The sequence below is a fragment of the Photorhabdus stackebrandtii genome (genome assembly GCF_011189495.1).
GTDB classification, from domain to species: domain Bacteria; phylum Pseudomonadota; class Gammaproteobacteria; order Enterobacterales; family Enterobacteriaceae; genus Photorhabdus; species Photorhabdus khanii.
Genome location: NZ_PUJV01000007.1, coordinates 20000 through 38732, shown reverse-complemented (window position 1 = coordinate 38732; position 18733 = coordinate 20000). Strand labels below are relative to the sequence as shown.

The 18733-nt window shown below is 41.6% G+C and carries 22 protein-coding genes and 1 pseudogene; 3 read left to right on the top strand and 20 right to left on the bottom strand.

What is annotated here, in order from left to right; translation table 11 throughout:
* Window positions 1-208 precede the first annotated feature (208 nt).
* Window positions 209-337: pseudogene (locus C5470_RS07800) on the bottom strand (DNA-invertase); the annotation flags it as partial.
* A 64-nt stretch (window positions 338-401) separates the two neighbouring features.
* Here C5470_RS07800 and C5470_RS07795 point away from each other — a divergent pair.
* The gene (locus C5470_RS07795; RefSeq protein ID WP_207626925.1) at window positions 402-866 is read left to right on the top strand and encodes a phage tail protein; all 465 of its coding nucleotides are present in this window, start codon (window positions 402-404) and stop codon (window positions 864-866) included.
* 136 nt (window positions 867-1002) lie between these two features.
* Here C5470_RS07795 and C5470_RS07790 read toward each other — a convergent pair whose 3' ends face one another.
* The 9 genes from C5470_RS07790 to C5470_RS07750 all read right to left on the bottom strand — a co-directional run bounded on the left by C5470_RS07790 (window position 1003) and on the right by C5470_RS07750 (window position 7034).
* Window positions 1003-1599, bottom strand: coding sequence for a tail fiber assembly protein (locus C5470_RS07790; RefSeq protein WP_166287463.1), 597 nt, complete (start codon window positions 1597-1599; stop codon window positions 1003-1005).
* A complete protein-coding gene (locus C5470_RS07785; RefSeq protein WP_166287460.1) occupies window positions 1599-2042 on the bottom strand; it encodes a phage tail protein in 444 nt (147 codons plus the stop codon). The genes C5470_RS07790 and C5470_RS07785 overlap by 1 nt, the downstream gene beginning before the upstream one ends.
* A complete protein-coding gene (locus C5470_RS07780) occupies window positions 2042-3178 on the bottom strand; it encodes a phage tail protein (protein ID WP_166287457.1) in 1137 nt (378 codons plus the stop codon). Before C5470_RS07780 ends, C5470_RS07785 begins: the two co-directional genes overlap by 1 nt.
* A complete protein-coding gene (locus tag C5470_RS07775) occupies window positions 3175-3789 on the bottom strand; it encodes a phage tail protein I (RefSeq protein ID WP_166287819.1) in 615 nt (204 codons plus the stop codon). The genes C5470_RS07780 and C5470_RS07775 overlap by 4 nt, the downstream gene beginning before the upstream one ends.
* Entirely contained in the window at window positions 3782-4780 is a 999-nt protein-coding gene (locus tag C5470_RS07770) for a baseplate assembly protein (RefSeq protein ID WP_166287454.1), read from the bottom strand. The genes C5470_RS07775 and C5470_RS07770 overlap by 8 nt, the downstream gene beginning before the upstream one ends.
* A 4-nt stretch (window positions 4781-4784) precedes the next feature.
* Window positions 4785-5126 (bottom strand): GPW/gp25 family protein, encoded by a 342-nt coding sequence (locus C5470_RS07765; RefSeq protein ID WP_036845297.1) that lies wholly within the window; start codon window positions 5124-5126, stop codon window positions 4785-4787.
* Window positions 5126-5965, bottom strand: a complete 840-nt coding sequence (locus C5470_RS23380; protein ID WP_036845295.1) for a phage baseplate assembly protein V — start codon at window positions 5963-5965, stop codon at window positions 5126-5128. Before C5470_RS23380 ends, C5470_RS07765 begins: the two co-directional genes overlap by 1 nt.
* Window positions 5966-6332: 367 nt before the next feature.
* Window positions 6333-6569 (bottom strand): tail protein X, encoded by a 237-nt coding sequence (locus tag C5470_RS07755; protein WP_036845293.1) that lies wholly within the window; start codon window positions 6567-6569, stop codon window positions 6333-6335.
* A 300-nt stretch (window positions 6570-6869) separates the two neighbouring features.
* The gene (locus C5470_RS07750; protein ID WP_166287451.1) at window positions 6870-7034 is read right to left on the bottom strand and encodes a hypothetical protein; all 165 of its coding nucleotides are present in this window, start codon (window positions 7032-7034) and stop codon (window positions 6870-6872) included.
* Window positions 7035-7419: 385 nt separating this feature from the next.
* Between C5470_RS07750 and C5470_RS07745 the strand changes: the two genes are divergently transcribed.
* On the top strand, window positions 7420-8034 hold the full coding sequence (locus tag C5470_RS07745; RefSeq protein WP_166287448.1) for a phage repressor protein CI: 615 nt from the start codon (window positions 7420-7422) through the stop codon (window positions 8032-8034).
* Window positions 8035-8271: 237 nt separating this feature from the next.
* Here the strand turns inward: C5470_RS07745 and C5470_RS07740 are convergent, their stop codons facing one another.
* Window positions 8272-8844 carry a recombinase family protein gene (locus tag C5470_RS07740; RefSeq protein ID WP_166287445.1) on the bottom strand — a complete coding sequence of 191 codons (573 nt, stop codon included), beginning with the start codon at window positions 8842-8844 and terminating at the stop codon, window positions 8272-8274.
* Between the two features lie 63 nt (window positions 8845-8907).
* On the opposite strand from C5470_RS07740, the gene C5470_RS07735 reads away from it, so the two are divergent.
* Window positions 8908-9330 (top strand): gp53-like domain-containing protein, encoded by a 423-nt coding sequence (locus tag C5470_RS07735; protein ID WP_166287440.1) that lies wholly within the window; start codon window positions 8908-8910, stop codon window positions 9328-9330.
* Between the two features lie 320 nt (window positions 9331-9650).
* On the opposite strand, the gene C5470_RS22700 is transcribed toward C5470_RS07735, so the two are convergent.
* The 9 genes from C5470_RS22700 to atpA all read right to left on the bottom strand — a co-directional run bounded on the left by C5470_RS22700 (window position 9651) and on the right by atpA (window position 18732).
* The gene (locus tag C5470_RS22700; RefSeq protein WP_242687834.1) at window positions 9651-10016 is read right to left on the bottom strand and encodes a gp53-like domain-containing protein; all 366 of its coding nucleotides are present in this window, start codon (window positions 10014-10016) and stop codon (window positions 9651-9653) included.
* Between the two features lie 391 nt (window positions 10017-10407).
* On the bottom strand, window positions 10408-10548 hold the full coding sequence (ykgO, locus tag C5470_RS07725; RefSeq protein ID WP_036845286.1) for a type B 50S ribosomal protein L36: 141 nt from the start codon (window positions 10546-10548) through the stop codon (window positions 10408-10410).
* A gap of 17 nt (window positions 10549-10565) precedes the next feature.
* The gene (locus tag C5470_RS07720) at window positions 10566-10820 is read right to left on the bottom strand and encodes a type B 50S ribosomal protein L31 (RefSeq protein ID WP_166287437.1); all 255 of its coding nucleotides are present in this window, start codon (window positions 10818-10820) and stop codon (window positions 10566-10568) included.
* Window positions 10821-10971: 151 nt separating this feature from the next.
* A complete protein-coding gene (glmS, locus tag C5470_RS07715; RefSeq protein WP_166287434.1) occupies window positions 10972-12801 on the bottom strand; it encodes a glutamine--fructose-6-phosphate transaminase (isomerizing) in 1830 nt (609 codons plus the stop codon).
* A 107-nt stretch (window positions 12802-12908) separates the two neighbouring features.
* Window positions 12909-14279 carry a bifunctional UDP-N-acetylglucosamine diphosphorylase/glucosamine-1-phosphate N-acetyltransferase GlmU gene (gene glmU, locus C5470_RS07710; RefSeq protein WP_166287431.1) on the bottom strand — a complete coding sequence of 457 codons (1371 nt, stop codon included), beginning with the start codon at window positions 14277-14279 and terminating at the stop codon, window positions 12909-12911.
* A 128-nt stretch (window positions 14280-14407) separates the two neighbouring features.
* Window positions 14408-14830 (bottom strand): F0F1 ATP synthase subunit epsilon, encoded by a 423-nt coding sequence (locus C5470_RS07705; protein WP_011144452.1) that lies wholly within the window; start codon window positions 14828-14830, stop codon window positions 14408-14410.
* A gap of 21 nt (window positions 14831-14851) precedes the next feature.
* Window positions 14852-16234: a F0F1 ATP synthase subunit beta gene (atpD, locus tag C5470_RS07700; protein WP_046974581.1), complete on the bottom strand. Its 1383-nt coding sequence runs from the start codon at window positions 16232-16234 to the stop codon at window positions 14852-14854.
* A 34-nt stretch (window positions 16235-16268) separates the two neighbouring features.
* Window positions 16269-17132, bottom strand: a complete 864-nt coding sequence (atpG, locus tag C5470_RS07695) for a F0F1 ATP synthase subunit gamma (RefSeq protein WP_166287428.1) — start codon at window positions 17130-17132, stop codon at window positions 16269-16271.
* Between the two features lie 58 nt (window positions 17133-17190).
* Window positions 17191-18732, bottom strand: coding sequence for a F0F1 ATP synthase subunit alpha (gene atpA / locus C5470_RS07690; protein WP_166287425.1), 1542 nt, complete (start codon window positions 18730-18732; stop codon window positions 17191-17193).
* Between the last annotated feature and the right edge of the window lies 1 nt (window position 18733).

Below are 18733 nucleotides of genomic sequence, written 5' to 3'. Positions count from 1 at the left end.
TTAAGGTGTCCCGCTATGTTGAGGTATCCAAACCATTAAATCATTCGATAGGAAATGTATGGGGGATGATACAAACCAAATCGATTAATTTATTGTTTTTTTAGTAAGTTAATCGTAAATTTTTGTAGATAGTGGGAAATGAAATACTGTAAATCAATATCAGTACCTTCCTGTTGTGATCTTTTGGTCAAAGCTGTTTTTAGCCCTATTTATTGGTTGTTTTTTCACTGATTTTATCTTCAAAAGTCCGTTCACAATTTATACTTATCAACGTATTTCCCTGTAAATCACTATTCTGGTCATTTATTGATACCCGGATATAGCCAATCTTTGCCATGTGTAATCCTGCTTAATACCAATAAGAGACTATTTTTATGGGAATTATCATGGATTGAGCTATTTTGAAAAATCTTGGTTTGTTGGAAAAGCTAATTCCGGTGGGGATACCGCTTCCCTGGCCGACTGCCACACCGCCAGATGGGTGGCTGAAATGCGATGGCAAACCCTTTGATAAGTCAAAATTTCCGGAACTAGCGAAAGCCTATCCTAGTGGTAATTTGCCCGATTTACGCGGTGAATTTATTCGCGGCTGGGATGACGGACGTGGCGTCGATCCATTGCGTTCATTATTGGCATGGCAAGAGGGATCTTATTTTGTACAGGAAATTAATCAGCCTCCTGATAATATTGTCAGCTTCTCTCTTAATAATCGTATGGCATTACAGTGGGATTCTCCCCAAAATAAAGATGTTTCAGCAAGAATTAGAGCTGTAAAGGCAGAATATGCTTGGACAGTTACTAAGGGTTATATAGGTGTGTCAAGACCGCGTAATATCGCATTTAATTACATCGTAAGAGCAGCATAATGACCGTATTAACTGACAATCTAAGGAAAATATGTCAATAAATTCAATGCAAAAAAATAGTTTCAGAAACGATAAATACCTACAAGTCAGTTTATAAGTCTTAAATCTACGGCCTGGAAAACAGGCCGTTACTATTTTATTCTGGTTTTTCAGGCCAGTTAATATCAGGCGCGAATGAAACATCAACCCGGCTCAGTAATACCACATATTTTTTCCAAGCAAGCAATAACGCTTTTTCTACTTCTGATGCCATTTCAGTTTCAACGGCATATTGCAGTAACGTCATGGCTTCATCTGCCTGTTGGCGAAGAGTAGCACATTGTTGTTCTGCCTGTTCAATCTGACTGGCCTTTTGGACTTCAATATCCGTTACCCATTTTTCTCCATCCCATTTATCAAAATCGGTAGCGGGTTGTTTAAATGTCAGTATTTCTGGTAATTCACCTGGTTCAATAATTTCCTGCTGTTTCCCAGTTTGTGTATTGTAAGCTATTTGTCCGCGGTAATCTGGCACAATTAACCAGTTAGTTAAATCAGATGAACGGCAGGCGATATATCCCTCTTTAGTATCAGGTGGTGCATCTATGCAAGAATTGGCAGGAAGACCGACACCGATAGAAATATATTCATCAGTACTGCTTAAATATTCTCGCGTGCTTGCGTTGTAATTAAACACAATAATATTTCCGCTATCAATGGCAATATTATTTTTATCCAGTATAGCCTTATTCATCAGACAATCCTCACAATGTAATTAAATGCCACGTTTCTCGGGCGTGTTTCATTTTCACCATTCATCCCAATAGATTTGTTTTCCCCTAAACTGCCCCGGTAGTTAGGACCGCCAGTCATACCGCCACGCATGGGATCTGTATCCTCAAGACTAGTTTTATCACTGTTAGTGGTATAAATGCTGTGATTATGTCTTTTGAGCGCATCAACTTGAATGCTCAGTAGTTGGCGACCTCTGTCAATGCCGCGCGCATCATCCCACCCTCGGATAAATTCACCTTTTAAATCGGGTAGTTTGCCGTCAGGATAGGCTTCAGCTAATTTCGGATACAGAGATTTATCAAAGATTGCCCCATTACATTTCACCCATCCGTTTGGAGGTATGTCAATCGGCCAGGGAAGAGGTATTCCCACCGGGATCACTTCGAGTACAGGCATGCTCATTATGCTGCCCTTATAATATAGTTAAACGCGACGTTGCGTGGCCTTGATACCCCTATATGAGCTATTTTAGCATCCCAGGTTGTTGCTGTACTTACAGACCTGGCTCTCACTACAATAGCTTTATTTTGCGGAGTATCCCACTGTAATGCCACACGATCATTAAGTGAGAAATTAACAACATTATCAGAAGACTGATTAATTTCTTGTAATAAATAAGACCCCTCTTGCCATACTAGTAATGAACGTGATGGATCGACGCCACGCCCGTCATCCCAGCCGCGAATAAATTCACCGCGTAAATCGGGCAAATTACCGCCAGGATAGGCTTTCGATAATTCCGGAAATTTCGACTTATCAAAGGCCGCACCATTACATTGCACCCACCCATCTGGCGGTGTGGCAGTCGGCCAGGGAAGCGGTATCCCCACCGGAATTAGCTTTTCCAACAAACCAAGGTTTTTCACAAAAGCATTCTTATCTGGGATATCTGCACCGTTCTGATTTTTTGCTAAAGCATTAGTATTTACTTTAGCTGCTAAATCATAAGCTGCTTTCACTGCTTTCGGTGTTGCCGCTGTAGTTTCATTATTACTATTAGTAGCACTGTTAAGTTTTGTAAAACCTTTTTCTGTCAACGTGGCATCTGGGTGATTGCGGCTTTTTTCATGTTTCTGAATGGAGCTATCTACATATTCACGAGTTGCTAGAACTATAGAGGGATCGATTTTCAGTGTTACTGAATCAGTGCTACTGACAATCAATATCATCCTGACAGTTTGTGTTCTGCCTGAACCTTCTTGTAATTGTGGTTTGTAGGTCTCCGGACAGTTTGCTACCGCAATCATATTACCTTCACTGTCAAACAAACCAATTTCACGCATCCACCAACCACCCTCACCTTCTGGGATAATTTGCTCAGCAATAATTTGGTTAGTGTTTACCGGATCGACACTTAGCGTGTTAATCGCAGCGCGGCGTTTTTCATTAATCAGTTGTGTCTGGTTAACGTCAGGGGATGGTAATTGGCCGCCTCCATCACCAACAGCCATATGGGTAATATCGACTTTTGTTCCCAAAGCAGCAGCGTTTGCTAATTTTGCCGCTCCCATCTTGGTTAAAATTGCAAAGTATTTCATGGTGAAACCCTCAATGTATCTGTATCAATCAAATGAATTGCAGCCCCTAAAGATGTATCGCTGCCAGTAGAGATGATTTCAGGTAAATATTGATAAACAGTGAGATCATCTCCGCTATAACTTGCCGCAGCACAATAAAATTCGCCTTTAACATCCAGATTGACTGATAGACCTATCAGATGGCGACTCACAGGCTTGGCATCATAAATCAGCCGCTCTAGCTCTAAAAAAGTTTCTTCGGTAATCCCATTTTCTTGTACCCCTATTCCCAACTGAAACGTGCCTGGTGTTTCGTTGTTCTGCCACCATTCCTGTATTTTTATGAGATAGCCTAATGGTTCCACCACACGGCGAATGGCTCCAATGGTCCCCTTATGTTTGTGCAGAAACAGCGAGTTTTTTATAACTTCCCGCTTAGTATTTACCGGCCAGTTTTCATCCCAGCGGTCAACAGACCACGCCCACGCCAGATAAGGTAATAACTCCTCAGGACAGGTATCAGGGTTCCAAAGTTGGCGAAGTGGCACCGGAATGTTTTGTAATTGCGAACACGCCTTAGCGGCAGCTATTTCCAGAACAGTGGAACCTGTTGGCAACAGGCGGTCACTCATCATAACCTCCCACGATTAGAGCTGGATTTGGTTTGGAACAATCGGAAGTTTGAGTTTTACCCAGTTCCAGTTTTGCGCTGGTACAATAAGAAGCTTGATCTTTGCATAAAATAATATCCTTCGCCGGTGCTCTTAGTTCCACCTGCTGTACACCAGCCACATGCAGTGCGGCATAAATGGCAGATAGCCGGATATCCCTTCCCAACTTATGTTGATCTTGCACATATTTATCCATATTTTGTTGAGCCAATTTACGGATAGGTTCAGACTCAGGTGTCGGATAGAGATAAAGCACAGCATCAATCTGGTATTCCACTATTTGTGCTGACTGTACTTTTACCCGATCAGCAACTGGTCTAACATTTTCGTCATTAAGTGCTACAACCACTTTATCCAGTAAATCTTGTGAAGCCACGCCTTTATGTTCTGTATCCTCTTCATCTTTTTTACCTTTTTCCCATTTCCATTTCCGTGACAAAATAGTTACAGTCACATTGGCAGGAGATGGGCTGATGACGGAAACATCCGCTACAGTTTGATATTCACCTTTATATTCATCTTTATCAGCATGAATACCTTCATTAACTTTAAGGGTGTGATATTCATACGCACCTATCGGACCTGCAACACTTAGTCCTTCAAAGGCTCTTTGGATACGATCACGGAAGGTATTATCCGGTTCCATAACTGCCCGAGTAACGTTGTAATTCGCTCCCAATTGGTCCAAATCGCCGTTAGTTGCATAAGCCAGCATTACTGCACGGGCAGCTTCATTAACCCGCTGACGCAATATCAATTCCCGATAAGCGTTTTCCTCAAGTAATTTAACCAGAGGTTCAGATTCCAGTTCCAATGTTCGAGTAATAGCATCTCGTTGTTCTTCAGGGTAAAGAGAGATCAATTCGGCTTTGCGTTCAGCTAACAGGCTTTCATAGTCCAGTGGCTCGACTACATCAGGTGGTGGCAACTGGCTCAGGTCAATGGTTGGCATTGTTTTACCTCACAGGGATGGATAGAGAAAACGCTCCGGCGGACTGCTGATAATGGCCGGCTATATCTACCGTCATTTTGCCGTCTTGTAGGGTATTGATGGTTATAGATGTCAGATTGATGCGCGGTTCCCAGCGGCTGATCGCTGTATAACTGGCTGCCATAACTTGCAGACGCAGAGCTGCATTCTGTGGCCAGTCAATCAATTCAGGTAACAGAGAACCATAAGTACGCCGTTCCACACGGCTACCTACTGGTGTTGATAAGATATCGCTGACAGATTGCCGTACATGTGCCAAATCCGTCAGGCTGCGGCCAGTTTGCCTGTTCATTCCAATATACATCATTATGTTGGGTCTCCTGTTGTTGCACCGCCGGACATGACTCCAGTGTGTTTATGAGAATGTAGGGTCACACCATTAGAGCTGAGTTTTCCGCCGGTATTTTCAACATCACCTTCCAGTTTAGTTTTTCCTTTCAGAGCCAGTTCTGGTGCTTTCAATTCCATTTCTTTTTTTGCTTCACACTTGACTTCATGTGAGCTCAGTGAAAGTGATTTTTTTGCATTTAGTCCAATTTTAATGTCTGCTCCCATTGAAATTTCGTTGTGCGATTTCAATCCAATTTTGTTATCTGCCGACATTGAGATTTCGTTGTGCGATGTCAATCCAATTTTGTTATTTGCCAACATTGAGATTTCGTTTTGCGATGTCAATCCAATTTTGTTATTTGCCGACATTGAGATTTTATCGTGTGCTTTTAGTGTTATATTCGTTGCCTCAAGTGTTATGGAATATGAAGCTTGCACATTAGCAGTCTTAATACCTTTTACGGTTAAGGCACCGAATTTCGGCTCATACACCATTACGGCCCCATCAGGGAAAGCAATATGGACAGCTTCGGAAGAAACTGATGGAGCTAGAAATCGATCGGAATAAACAGCCGGTAATACAAAGGAGGTGGTCAGCTCTCCACCAACGGATAGTAATAAAACCTGCTCACTAACACTGGGGGCCCACCAGGTACGGGAATGACCTGCTCGCATTGTCAACCAAGGCCGCCAGTCAGTTTTAAGATTACCTGTCGCGACCCGGCACATACCTCGGGCATGATCTACCTCAGTAACAACACCAGTTCTGATCAGGTTACGCAATAAGCGTAGAAGTTCTGTTAGTTGTGTATCCATATTCGGAAAAATGCCATATAGGTAGTTATGGGTTTATGTTTGGAAGAATGACATTAAAGGTAGCGGTAGACATTAAAGGTGAATTGTAGGAAAGATCAGACAAATTTCTTGGAAGGGAAAAACTATAACAATATGAATTAAAAAGCCTTTCCCACAATTGAGAAAGGCTTTTATATAATCTATAGCTATAGTCAGAGTTTGACACGATAATTAAAAGAATTTTAATTTGTACTACCTGACCAAATACTGGGTACAGTGTTACAGGTAATTTTACTTGGCTTGATTGTTGACGATTCCTAATATAAGGTAATAATTCTGTTGAAAAAGCAATCAAGGTAATATGGTTGTCTTTATCCGTCTGTTATCTTTAATCCCATAGTTGCAGAATAGGTTTTGTTGTGGCTGATATAACCTCTGGCATTTCGACTTCAGTGCCATGTGGCAGGATTACGCTATATTCAGACAATTCAGGGAATTTTTTAAATACCAGTTCAACCAACCCTGGATTAGCTTCTAAAACTCGTTCAGTCATACCTTGAGTTCGGCCATAGTGACGCCAGCATAAAGCGTCAACAGTATCATTTTGCTGTGAAATTATTTTCATTAAATATCCCCTCTATATTACAGAAAATTTTATTAAATTAGAGTGTTATGGTGTGCTAACAAGATAGGAAGAAACAACCAGGCAACATTGTTAAAGGAATAGTACAAACGAAAACAAAAAGCCACCTTCCAGTGGCTAGTTCAACTATCGTCTTCTCAAATTTGTTGAATCATAAGAAAAATCTATTTTTCAGTTCATTTTTCAATGTAATCATAACTAACTGAGAAAATTTAGATTTTTTATCAAATAGAATTTCCAAATGCATATCATTTACCTATCACATTTATTCTTTTGTTACACTTATTCATCAAGCATTTCGTGATGGTTAACAAGTTGTTTTGCAAGTGGTGTTGATAACTCAGCAATCCAAGCTAAAGCCAGTTCTTTATCTTCAGCATGATTACATTCACAGCTTGTTGCCATTCTGGCGATAAAATTAATACGTTGCGCTATTACTGATTCCATAAGAAAGTCCACTGACAAACTTACCTCCGTATAACATAACTGTATATAAGAACAGTACACGTTGATTAGAAAAAGTTAAAGTAGTTTCTTATCTTTTTTGATAACTATATTTGATAGTGTTAATATATTAATTATTGTTTTTATTGAAATAATTAATGATTAAAAAGGTTTCTTTCCGATTACAATCAGCTGTAATTAATAAATTTTTCTTATTTTAAAACTTAACAAATTCTTTCCCTTTATTTAGATGATATAGTTTCACAAAGTATACATATTGAAATTTGAGTGTTCATGATGCAATATTCTAATAAATTCATCTAGGATCACTATAGTTCTTAATCAGAGAACTTTGTGAAGATAACAAACTCACTAAACTGTACTTTTAATGAAAAAAAACACAATTGAGATAAAGATGGGTGCAGATAGTGGAGGAAAACAAGCTATCGAGCGTCTTGTCCATGCATATGGATTCAAATCACGTCAGGCACTTAGCGACCATTTGGGTGTGTCTAAAAGCACAATGGCAAACCGTTATTTAAGGGATAGTTTTCCAGCAGACTGGGTTATTCAATGCAATCTTGAAACCAATGCTTCATTGTTATGGCTAAGCACAGGGCAAGGAGAAATGTTCCCTGACGGAGAAAAGAAAAAAGAATCTTTAGAAAATATTATTGCTCCGACAATACAGCGCGTTAAATTAGTAGGTGGAAGGCTGGATGTTGAAACCCCTGTAATTTTAGATAATGAACTTATCGCTAGAGGAATAAAAAAATCGCTCATTATTGATGACAACAACTCTTGGTATTTGTTGGATGCAGAAGAACCTGATATTCAGGATGGTTTATGGTTGATTGATATTGAAGGGATGCATAGCATTAAAAAGATCATAAAAATCCCGGGCGGTAAAATTCGTGTCTGTGATCACGATGTAACTTTTGACTGTGCAATTAATGAAATTAATTTTATTGGTCGAATTTACCTGACGATTTCCAGGTACTGACAACCGTTTCCATCATTGATAAATTAATTTTCAAGTATGTAAACCCTATGCTTAATGGCGATTTTTTGTTCAAAAATACCCAAACGCAGTGGATTTAACATACAATAAGCTTTTTCTGCCAGCAGTACTTGCTTGTCTTTATTTGTTAATTTTTTGTAGAACAGAGTCAACGTTTTCCATTAGCCTTAGGTATTACACAGTATAAAATTAAACATTTAGTTAGTTTCCTTACAAATATTAATCTGATGAACAATCCGTTTTATTTACCGGAAAATATTTATATATCGTGGATAACGATGTGTTGTAAATTAATGATAACTGTTTCCGTGTGTGGCCTTTCGCCAGCAATCTTGCAGCTTGTTGCTGTTCAACGAATGAAAATGATACTGGTCTGCCACCAATTCTCCCTTGGGCACGAGCGGCTACTAATCCTGCATTTGTTCTTTCAACGATCAATTCTCGTTCCATTTCAGCCAATGCACTCATAACGTGGAAGAAAAATCTCCCCATAGAGGTGCTAGTATCAATACTGTCAGTCAGGCTCTGGAAATGGATACCGCGTTCACTTAAATCAGAAATCAAAGTAACCATATTTTTTACGCTACGCCCTAATCGATCCAATTTCCAAACAACTAAAGTATCGCCTTTTTTAAGCTGTTTTAAAGCTCTCTTTAAACCCGGTCTGTTGGCTGTTTTTCCACTGATTTTATCCTCAAAAATTCGCTCACAATTTATACATATCAATGCATTTCTCTGTAAATCACTATTCTGGTCATTTGTTGACACCCGGATATAGCCAATTTTCGCCATGTGTAACCCTGCTTAATACCAATAATAGACTATTTTTATAGAAATTATCACGGATCGACTAATGTGAAAAACCTTGGTTTAAAAGAAGGGGCTAAACGTGATATAGGAAACAAAGGTAATCAGGTTCCAGATGCCAGTTTTTTTTCCAGTAATTTCAGTGATGATAAAGGCTGGTGGATGAGTCCGAATGGAATTATAGAACAGTATGTAAAAGTCATTTTGACAAAGAGCGATGTACATAATCGGAGTAATACGCATCAAGAAAGAATGAAAAACATATCTTTTCCAATTGTTTTTCCTGTTGCTTTTCTTGGTGCATCGGTGACTAATCTTGATACTCCCTGGATTTATATTGAAACATCATGGGTGTCAGATGTAAGTAAAACTTCGATTACTGTGTGGGCTGGAATTTATCTTCCAGTAAACAGAAATGATGTTTTGCCAGAATCAGATGTAACAATTTATTTGCGAGTATGGGGGAAATAAAAAAACCTTGTTGAAGTCGATCAGCTATGACTCGCATAACTACTATTAACTGTTTCAATCAATAGTTATTGCAGAATAATATCCACCATTGCCATAACTAACAAAAAGACCGGGGATAGAATGTATAGTGCCCGGTCTTCCTTTAAGTTACGATAATGGTGGAATTGGTCAGTCAATCTCTAGTATTTTTGAAATACCAATTTGGTTAACTATTCCATTCTTCGTTCATCAGAATGTTTTGCATGATAGGGCAAACTTTTCATAGAAAGATAACCAGCTTTTAACATATCTGGGTGAAAATCCTAACTTGTTGAATATATTTAATACCCGATAGCTATAATAAGTGGATAACATAAGCCTTGATTTCCTGTACCAAACCATTGTGGGAATATTTTTACTTCTGAATTAGTCCAAGAGGATACTTGAAACACTTGATCCGAGAAACGGGTGTCATTGCCTTTTGTTGCGGTTAGAGCTATTAAGCACATATTCGGGAAAGCAAGTGGAAACTGTAATACTGGGTAAGTTACATCTTCTTTATTACAAATTGGGCCTGTCATCCACTGAAATATCCACTTCTTTGGTACACCATTAACTATCATAGGAATAGTTATATAACCATCGGAGTTTAATAATCCTTCAGCAGCAGCTATTTTAGCCCCTTCTTTTAAACCAAGATTTTTCAAAATAGCTCAATCCATGATAATTCCCATAAAAATAGTCTCTTATTGGTATTAAGCAGGGTTACACATGACGAAGATTGGCTATATTCGGGTATCAATAAATGACCAAGATAATGGTTTATAGAGAAATACGTTAATAAGAGTAAATTATGAACTATTTTTTAGGGTGGATTTGTAGCAATAACAACCAATTGAAGGTTTAATTCTAGACTATACAGCAAACATTTATAAGGTTTCATTTTGCGTAAAATATAACTTTTCTTCATCTGGAATTTAATGATGCTAACTCCCTTCTCAAACAAAGTTTAGGTTAGATTAGTTATTCTCAAGATAATTACAAATAAAATACAGAAAAGAAACCCGCAGTTATAAGCTACGAGTTCTACTATTAGTATCAGCGTTTCTTTTTCTTCCCTTGAACAGCCTTAAAACGCGGATTGGATTTACAGATAACATACAACCTGCCCCAACGGCGTACGATTTTGCAATCTGGGTGACGGGTTTTCGCCGTTTTAAGTGAACTTAACACCTGCATTTTTACGATCCCTCAATTTATTTATTGCCAATAAAACGCCCAAATTTTTTCTGGAATCGTGCTGTGCTACCTTCTTGAGATAAAGTTTTCTGCTTACCTGTATAGAAAGGATGTGATTCCGATGATACATCAACAGTCACATACGGATACTCTTCTCCATTCAAAATAATTGCCCGCTCAGTACGAATAGTGGAGCCAACTGTAAAGTAGGCATTAGCACTGGTATCGTGAAATACAACTACCCGGTAGTTTGGATGGATATCTGGTTTCATAACTTCGCCATAAATGTAATAATATAACATAACAATATCGCAATTTGTTTTTATCATCAAGAAAATAATGAGAAACTTTCTCAATTAAACACAAAAAGGCCCTGTGTTTTTAATGTACAGGGGCTTATTTTAACTTCTTATTATAAAGCGATTATTCTACAGTCACTGACTTAGCCAGGTTACGAGGCTGATCAACATCAGTTCCTTTAATCAGCGCAACATGATAAGAGAGCAGTTGCAACGGCACGGTATAAAATATTGGAGCAATCAATTCTTCAACATGCGGTAATGAGATGATCTTCATTCCTTCGCTGTCTGTAAAACCAGCATCCTGATCAGCAAATACATATAGTAATCCGCCACGAGCACGTACTTCCTCGATATTGGATTTCAATTTTTCCAGCAGTTCATTGTTTGGAGCTACAATGATGACTGGCATATCTGCATCAATCAGTGCCAATGGGCCATGTTTTAATTCGCCTGCGGCATAAGCCTCTGCATGAATATAAGAAATTTCTTTTAATTTCAGCGCCCCTTCAACAGCAATTGGATACTGATCACCACGGCCAAGGAATAGAGCGTGATGTTTATCAGAAAAATCTTCTGCCAGCGCCTCGATAATTTTATCTTTCGACAGCATGCTTTCGATGCGGCTTGGCAGTGCATGTAATGCATGAACAATTTTTTGCTCCTGTTCAGCATTAACACCTTTTAAACGCCCAAGATAAGCCACCAGCATTAGCAATACTGTCAGCTGGGTTGTGAACGCTTTAGTTGAAGCAACGCCAATTTCTGCACCAGCCTTGGTCATCAAAACAAAATCAGATTCACGCACCAAGGAAGAGCCTACTACGTTACAAACCGTCAACGATGTGAGGTATCCAAGCTCTTTGGATAAACGCAGTGCTGCCAGTGTATCTGCGGTTTCACCTGATTGAGACAATGTAATCAGTAAGCTTCCTGGACGACGTGCTGATTTGCGGTAACGGAATTCAGAAGCAATTTCCACATCACAAGGAATACCCGCCAATGCTTCAAACCAGTAACGGGAAACCATACCAGCGTTATAGGATGTACCACAGGCAACGATCTGAATATGTTCAACTTTGGATAACAATTCAGCTGCATTAGGACTAAGTTCAGACAAATCTACCTGCCCATGGGTTAAGCGCCCTTCCAGAGTGCTTTTGATTGCCATTGGCTGTTCATAGATCTCTTTTTGCATATAGTGACGGTAAACACCTTTGTCACCAGCATCATACTGAATATTGGATTCGATCTGCTCCCGTTCAACCGGTTCGCCCTGAGTATTAAAAATATGCACAGTACGGCGGGTTACTTCCGCAATATCACCTTCTTCAAGGAAGATAAAACGGCGGGTAACAGGCAGCAGAGCCAATTGATCAGACGCAAGAAAGTTTTCCCCAACGCCTAAACCAATAACCAGAGGACTACCCGATCTTGCAGCGATTATTGTCCCAGGATCACGGCCATCCATGATAACTGCACCATACGCACCACGAAGCTGGGGAATTACACGCTGGACAGTCTCCAGCAAGCTATCACTCTGTTTTTGCTCCCAATGAACAAGATGGGCAATAACTTCTGTATCAGTATCCGATGTAAACTGATAACCGTGCTCAATTAACTGAACCCGCAATTCTTCGTAATTCTCAATAATGCCGTTGTGAACAACAGCAATATAATCGGATATATGCGGGTGAGCATTTTTCTCGTTTGGTTCACCATGTGTAGCCCAACGGGTGTGCGCAATACCTGTCCCACCAAGGACTGGTTGCTTGTCAACCTCATCAGCAAGTATTTGCACTTTACCGACTTCACGCAGGCGAAGCATATTATTTTCGTTATCAACAACCGCCAGCCCAGCGGAGTCGTAACCACGGTATTCCAAACGACGAAGCCCTTCAATCAGGATTTCAGCAATATCTCGTTGTGCTACTGCACCAACAATTCCACACATCAGTTTTATTCCTAAAAACAGGGCTGATGAAAGCCCTTTATATGTCACGAACCTGATTGTTTTCCGGCTTTGCCGGTCCCCGAGCCTGTAGAGTGGGGATTATTATTTTATTTTTTCTTTACTGGACGTTTCCAACCCTGAATATGGGTTTGCTTAATTCTGCTTACTACCAATTCATTTTCAGCGATATTTTTTGTCACTGTTGTCCCCGCACCAATTGTTGCACCGTTGGCAACAGTCACTGGCGCAACAAGCTGAGTATCAGAACCAACAAAAACATCGTCTCCAATGACGGTTTTGAATTTATTAGCGCCATCGTAGTTACAGGTAATAGTACCTGCACCAATATTCACATTATGTCCAATCTCAGCATCGCCAAGATAAGTCAGATGTCCAGCTTTAGAGCCCTTACCCAAATAAGATTTCTTCATCTCAACAAAATTCCCTACATGGGCTTTTTCAGCGAGTTTAGAACCAGGACGCAAACGGGCAAAAGGCCCAACAGTACAACCAACTTCCATTTCAGAATCTTCAACAACGGTATATGGACTAAGAATAGAATCATCGCCGATAATACAATTCTTCAATATGCAGCCTGTGCCAATTTGCACGTTATTACCAAGGGTTACATTACCTTCTATAATGACATTGGTATCAATAACCACATCACGGCCATGAGTCAATATACCGCGTAAATCAAAACGAGCGGGATCCAACAGCATAACGCCCGCCAGTAATAATTTTGCTGCTTGTTCAGATTGATAAATACGCTCAAGAGCGGAAAGCTGGAGGCGGTTATTCACACCTTCCATTTCACTCAAGCGGCTTGGATGTACTGCTTCAATTTTCCGACCTTCTTTATAAGCCAGAGCAATCACATCAGTAAGGTAATATTCACCTTGAGCATTGTTGTTATTTAATTGGGATAACCAACGTTTTAAATCACCACCATTAGCGACCAGAATACCTGTGTTGATTTCATTGATTTTTCGTTGATCTTCAGTCGCGTCTTTTTGCTCAATGATTCCGGTTACTTCTCCGTTTTCACGAACAATGCGACCATAACCCGTTGGATTATCCAGAATTGCTGTCAGTAAACCAATACCACCTTCAGGTTTAACCGCCAGCAGACGTTCAAGGGTATCTGCTCCAATCAGAGGCACATCGCCATACAGTATCAGAATATCTTCATCATCAGTAAAATAAGGTGCTGCCTGTTGCATTGCATGCCCAGTCCCTAACTGCTCCGACTGTAATACCCAATTCAACTTTTGATCAGATAAGGCATGCTTCATCAGATCACTACCATGCCCATAAACCAGATGAACATTTTTAGCATCCAACGCCATTGCAGTATCAATCACATGCTGAACCATCGGTTTACCGGCCAGCAAGTGCAGTACTTTAGGGAGATCAGAATACATGCGAGTTCCTTTACCCGCGGCAAGGATCACAACACTTTTTGCACTGTTAGACATAAGAAACCTGATAACTCCAATTTGAGAGAAAAAAGTAAACCTGTTTGTGAGATAAATTACTACATATTTCGCAATACAAAAAAGCCAGTTAGCTTGCACCAACTGGCTTTTTTCTTTAACTGCCTGTATTACATCGCCTTTTTTGTCAACTCGATTACACGAAGTTTTGCAATCGCTTTAGACAATTCAGCTGATGCCTGAGCATAGTCAACATCACCGTGAGAATTACGGATGTGTTCTTCAGCTTTACGCTTAGATTCTAGCGCCTTAGCTTCATCCAAATCTTTACCACGGATCGCAGTGTCAGCCAGTACGATAACGCCGCTCGGTTGTACCTCAAGGATACCACCAGAAAGGTAAATCACCTCTTCTTCACCGAACTGCTTAACAATACGTACCATGCCAGGTTTTATGGCAGTAAGTAGTGGAGCATGTCCCGGGTAAATACCCAACTCACCTTCACTACCTGTCACCTGAATTTTCTGTACCAAGCCTTCAAACATCCGGCTCTCAGCACTGACAACATTCAGATGGTAAGTCATCGCAGCCATGTCAACCTCCGGTCAGCCGTTTTAAAGTTTCTTCGCTTTTTCCACAGCTTCTTCGATGGTACCAACCATATAGAACGCTTGTTCTGGCAAGTGATCATAGTCGCCGTTCAGGATACCTTTAAAGCCACGGATAGTGTCTTTCAGGGAAACGAACTTACCTGGTGAACCTGTAAACACTTCTGCAACGAAGAATGGCTGAGACAAGAAGCGCTGAATCTTACGAGCACGCGCAACCACCAGCTTATCATCTTCTGACAGTTCATCCATACCCAGGATAGCGATGATGTCTTTCAGTTCCTGATAACGTTGCAGGATAGATTGAACGCCACGGGCAACATTATAGTGCTCCTGACCAACAACCAATGGATCGAGCTGACGGCTGGTAGAATCCAGCGGATCCACCGCAGGGTAAATACCCAGAGAGGCAATCTGACGACTCAGTACTACAGTTGCGTCCAAGTGGGCGAAAGTTGTAGCTGGAGATGGGTCAGTCAAATCATCCGCAGGTACGTAAACAGCCTGTACAGAAGTGATCGAACCGGTTTTAGTGGAAGTAATACGTTCCTGCAGAACACCCATTTCTTCCGCCAGAGTTGGCTGATAACCTACCGCAGATGGCATACGACCTAGCAATGCAGACACTTCGGTACCTGCCAGGGTATAACGATAAATGTTATCAACGAACAACAGAACGTCACGACCTTCATCGCGGAACTTCTCTGCCATTGTCAGACCAGTCAGCGCAACACGCAGACGGTTTCCTGGTGGCTCATTCATTTGACCATATACCAGAGATACTTTATCCAATACGTTAGAGTCGGTCATTTCGTGGTAGAAGTCGTTACCTTCACGGGTACGTTCACCTACACCGGCAAATACAGAGTAACCTGAGTGCTCAATCGCGATGTTACGGATCAGCTCCATCATGTTTACGGTTTTACCTACACCCGCACCACCGAACAGGCCGACTTTACCACCCTTAGCGAATGGGCAAATCAGGTCCATTACTTTGATACCGGTTTCCAGCAGCTCTTGAGAGTTAGATAACTCTTCATAGCTTGGAGCCGAACGGTGAATAGCCCAACGCTCTTCTTCGCCGATATCACCTTTCATGTCGATTGGTTCACCCAATACGTTCATGATACGGCCAAGTGTCGCTTTACCAACGGGAACTTCGATTGGGTGACCTAAATCAGTAACGCTTAAACCACGGCTTAAGCCATCAGAAGTACCCATTGCAATACAACGAACAACGCCGCCGCCCAACTGCTGCTGTACTTCCAGCACCAATTTAGCTTCGCCGTTTTGAACCTCAAGTGCATCGTATACTTTTGGTACGGTATCTTGAGGGAATTCGACGTCCACCACGGCGCCGATTACCTGGATAATCTTTCCAGTAGCCATCTTGAATCCTCTACGTAATTCGTAAACCTAGCTGTTAAACCGCGGAAGCACCCGAGACAATCTCGGTCAGCTCCTGAGTTATGCTGGCCTGACGAGCTTTGTTATAAACCAACTGCAGCTCTTTGATCAGGCTGCCACCATTATCAGTCGCGGCTTTCATCGCCACCATTCGTGCGGCCTGTTCACTAGCCAGGTTTTCAACGACGCCCTGATAAACCTGCGATTCTACATAACGACGCAGCAGTATATCTAGCAACGCCTTAGGATCAGGTTCGTATAAATAGTCCCAGGATTTCTTCTTCAGTGTCTCATCATCTCCAGCAGGCAGAGGCAACAACTGAGTAATAGTAGGTTCCTGAGACATTGTATTGATGAACTTATTCGTCACCACATACAATTTATCCAGACGTCCTTCATCGTATGCCCGCAACATGATATTAACCGGCCCGATTAATTCGGACAGTGAAGGGTTATCTCCCATGCCTGTTACCTGAGCAGCAACGTTGCCCCCAACAGAAGCAAAGAAAGAGGTCGCCTTAGATCCGATAAGTGCCAGATCACACTGGACACCTTTATCAGACCAGTCTTTCATGTCTAACAACAGTTTTTTGAACAGATTAGTGTTCAAACCACCGCACAAGCCACGATCGGTAGAAACAACCAGATACCCGACACGTTTGGTTTTACGTTCTTCAAGGTATGGGTGTTTATATTCCAGATTACCTAACGCAAGGTGACCAATCACGCTACGTATGGTTTCTGCATAAGGACGGCTGGCCGCCATGCGATCCTGCGTTTTACGCATTTTGGACGCAGCAACCATCTCCATCGCTTTAGTGATTTTTTGCGTGTTTTGCACGCTGGCGATCTTGGTACGTATCTCTTTTGCGCCGGCCATTCCTGATTCTCCTCATTAACCAGACGGCCCATGTTTAATTAAACCGGGCCGAATAGTGTTACCAGGACTGAGTTGCTTTGAAGGAATTAAGCAGAGCGTTCAGCTTTGCTTCGATCTCTTCATTGTAACCACCAGACTGGTCAATCTCTTTCAGAAGATCAGCATGTTCACGGCTGGCATACGCAAGCAGCGCAGACTCGAAATCAATAACTTTAGCAATTTCGATATCTTCCAGATAACCACGCTCCGCAGAAAACAGAGACAGTGACTGCTGTGCAACAGACATTGGTGCATACTGTTTCTGTTTCAGCAACTCAGTGACTTTTTGACCATGATCCAACTGCTTACGGGTTGCATCATCAAGGTCAGAAGCAAACTGAGAAAACGCTGCCAGTTCGCGGTACTGAGCCAAAGCAGTACGGATACCACCAGACAACTTCTTCACGATCTTAGTCTGAGCTGCACCACCGACACGGGATACAGAGATCCCTGGGTTAACTGCCGGACGAATACCCGCGTTGAACAGACTGGATTCCAGGAAGATCTGACCATCAGTAATTGAAATAACGTTTGTTGGTACGAATGCTGATACGTCACCTGCCTGAGTTTCAATGATAGGCAAAGCCGTCAGAGAACCCGTTTTACCTTTCACTTCACCATTAGTGAACTTTTCTACATATTCAGAGTTAACACGCGCAGCACGCTCCAGCAAACGGGAATGCAGATAGAAAACATCACCTGGGAATGCTTCACGCCCTGGTGGGCGACGCAACAACAGGGAAATTTGACGATAAGCAACAGCCTGCTTAGACAAATCATCGTAAACAATCAGCGCGTCTTCACCGCGATCGCGGAAATACTCGCCCATTGCACAACCAGAATATGGCGCCAGGTATTGTAATGCAGCAGATTCTGAAGCAGTTGCAACAACGACGATAGTATTGGCAAGAGCACCATGTTCTTCTAATTTACGAACAACGTTCGCAATAGTAGAAGCTTTCTGACCAACTGCGACATAAACACATTTAATACCTGAGTCACGCTGGTTAATAATTGCGTCAATAGCCAGTGCTGTTTTACCCGTCTGACGGTCACCGATAATCAGTTCACGTTGACCACGACCGATAGGGATCATGGCGTCGACAGATTTATAACCAGTCTGTACCGGCTGATCAACGGATTGACGGTCGATAACGCCCGGAGCAATCATTTCAACAGCAGAGAAACCATCATGCTCAACAGGACCTTTGCCATCAATTGGCTCACCCAGCGTGTTTACCACACGACCAAGCAGACCACGACCAACAGGAACTTCAAGAATACGGCCAGTACATTTGACCTTCATGCCTTCTGCTAAGTCAGCATACGGGCCCATCACAACCGCACCTACGGAGTCGCGCTCCAGGTTCAATGCGATTGCATAACGATTGCCAGGCAGTGCGATCATCTCACCCTGCATAACTTCGGCTAAACCGTGAATACGAATGATACCGTCATTAACAGATACAATCGTACCTTCATTGTGAGCTTCACTCACTACATTGAACTGAGCAATGCGCTGCTTGATCAGTTCGCTGATTTCGGTGGAATTCAGTTGCATA

Coding starts and splice junctions, on each gene's coding strand:
- C5470_RS07790 (WP_166287463.1), bottom strand. CDS start 1,599: ATGAATAAGGCTATACTGGATAAAAATAATATTGCCATTGATAGCGGA.
- C5470_RS07785 (WP_166287460.1), bottom strand. CDS start 2,042: ATGAGCATGCCTGTACTCGAAGTGATCCCGGTGGGAATACCTCTTCCC.
- C5470_RS07780 (WP_166287457.1), bottom strand. CDS start 3,178: ATGAAATACTTTGCAATTTTAACCAAGATGGGAGCGGCAAAATTAGCA.
- C5470_RS07775 (WP_166287819.1), bottom strand. CDS start 3,789: ATGAGTGACCGCCTGTTGCCAACAGGTTCCACTGTTCTGGAAATAGCT.
- C5470_RS07770 (WP_166287454.1), bottom strand. CDS start 4,780: ATGCCAACCATTGACCTGAGCCAGTTGCCACCACCTGATGTAGTCGAG.
- C5470_RS07765 (WP_036845297.1), bottom strand. CDS start 5,126: ATGATGTATATTGGAATGAACAGGCAAACTGGCCGCAGCCTGACGGAT.
- C5470_RS23380 (WP_036845295.1), bottom strand. CDS start 5,965: ATGGATACACAACTAACAGAACTTCTACGCTTATTGCGTAACCTGATC.
- C5470_RS07755 (WP_036845293.1), bottom strand. CDS start 6,569: ATGAAAATAATTTCACAGCAAAATGATACTGTTGACGCTTTATGCTGG.
- C5470_RS07750 (WP_166287451.1), bottom strand. CDS start 7,034: ATGGAATCAGTAATAGCGCAACGTATTAATTTTATCGCCAGAATGGCA.
- C5470_RS07745 (WP_166287448.1), top strand. CDS start 7,420: ATGAAAAAAAACACAATTGAGATAAAGATGGGTGCAGATAGTGGAGGA.
- C5470_RS07740 (WP_166287445.1), bottom strand. CDS start 8,844: ATGGCGAAAATTGGCTATATCCGGGTGTCAACAAATGACCAGAATAGT.
- ykgO (WP_036845286.1), bottom strand. CDS start 10,548: ATGCAGGTGTTAAGTTCACTTAAAACGGCGAAAACCCGTCACCCAGAT.
- C5470_RS07720 (WP_166287437.1), bottom strand. CDS start 10,820: ATGAAACCAGATATCCATCCAAACTACCGGGTAGTTGTATTTCACGAT.
- glmS (WP_166287434.1), bottom strand. CDS start 12,801: ATGTGTGGAATTGTTGGTGCAGTAGCACAACGAGATATTGCTGAAATC.
- glmU (WP_166287431.1), bottom strand. CDS start 14,279: ATGTCTAACAGTGCAAAAAGTGTTGTGATCCTTGCCGCGGGTAAAGGA.
- C5470_RS07705 (WP_011144452.1), bottom strand. CDS start 14,830: ATGGCTGCGATGACTTACCATCTGAATGTTGTCAGTGCTGAGAGCCGG.
- atpD (WP_046974581.1), bottom strand. CDS start 16,234: ATGGCTACTGGAAAGATTATCCAGGTAATCGGCGCCGTGGTGGACGTC.
- atpG (WP_166287428.1), bottom strand. CDS start 17,132: ATGGCCGGCGCAAAAGAGATACGTACCAAGATCGCCAGCGTGCAAAAC.
- atpA (WP_166287425.1), bottom strand. CDS start 18,732: ATGCAACTGAATTCCACCGAAATCAGCGAACTGATCAAGCAGCGCATT.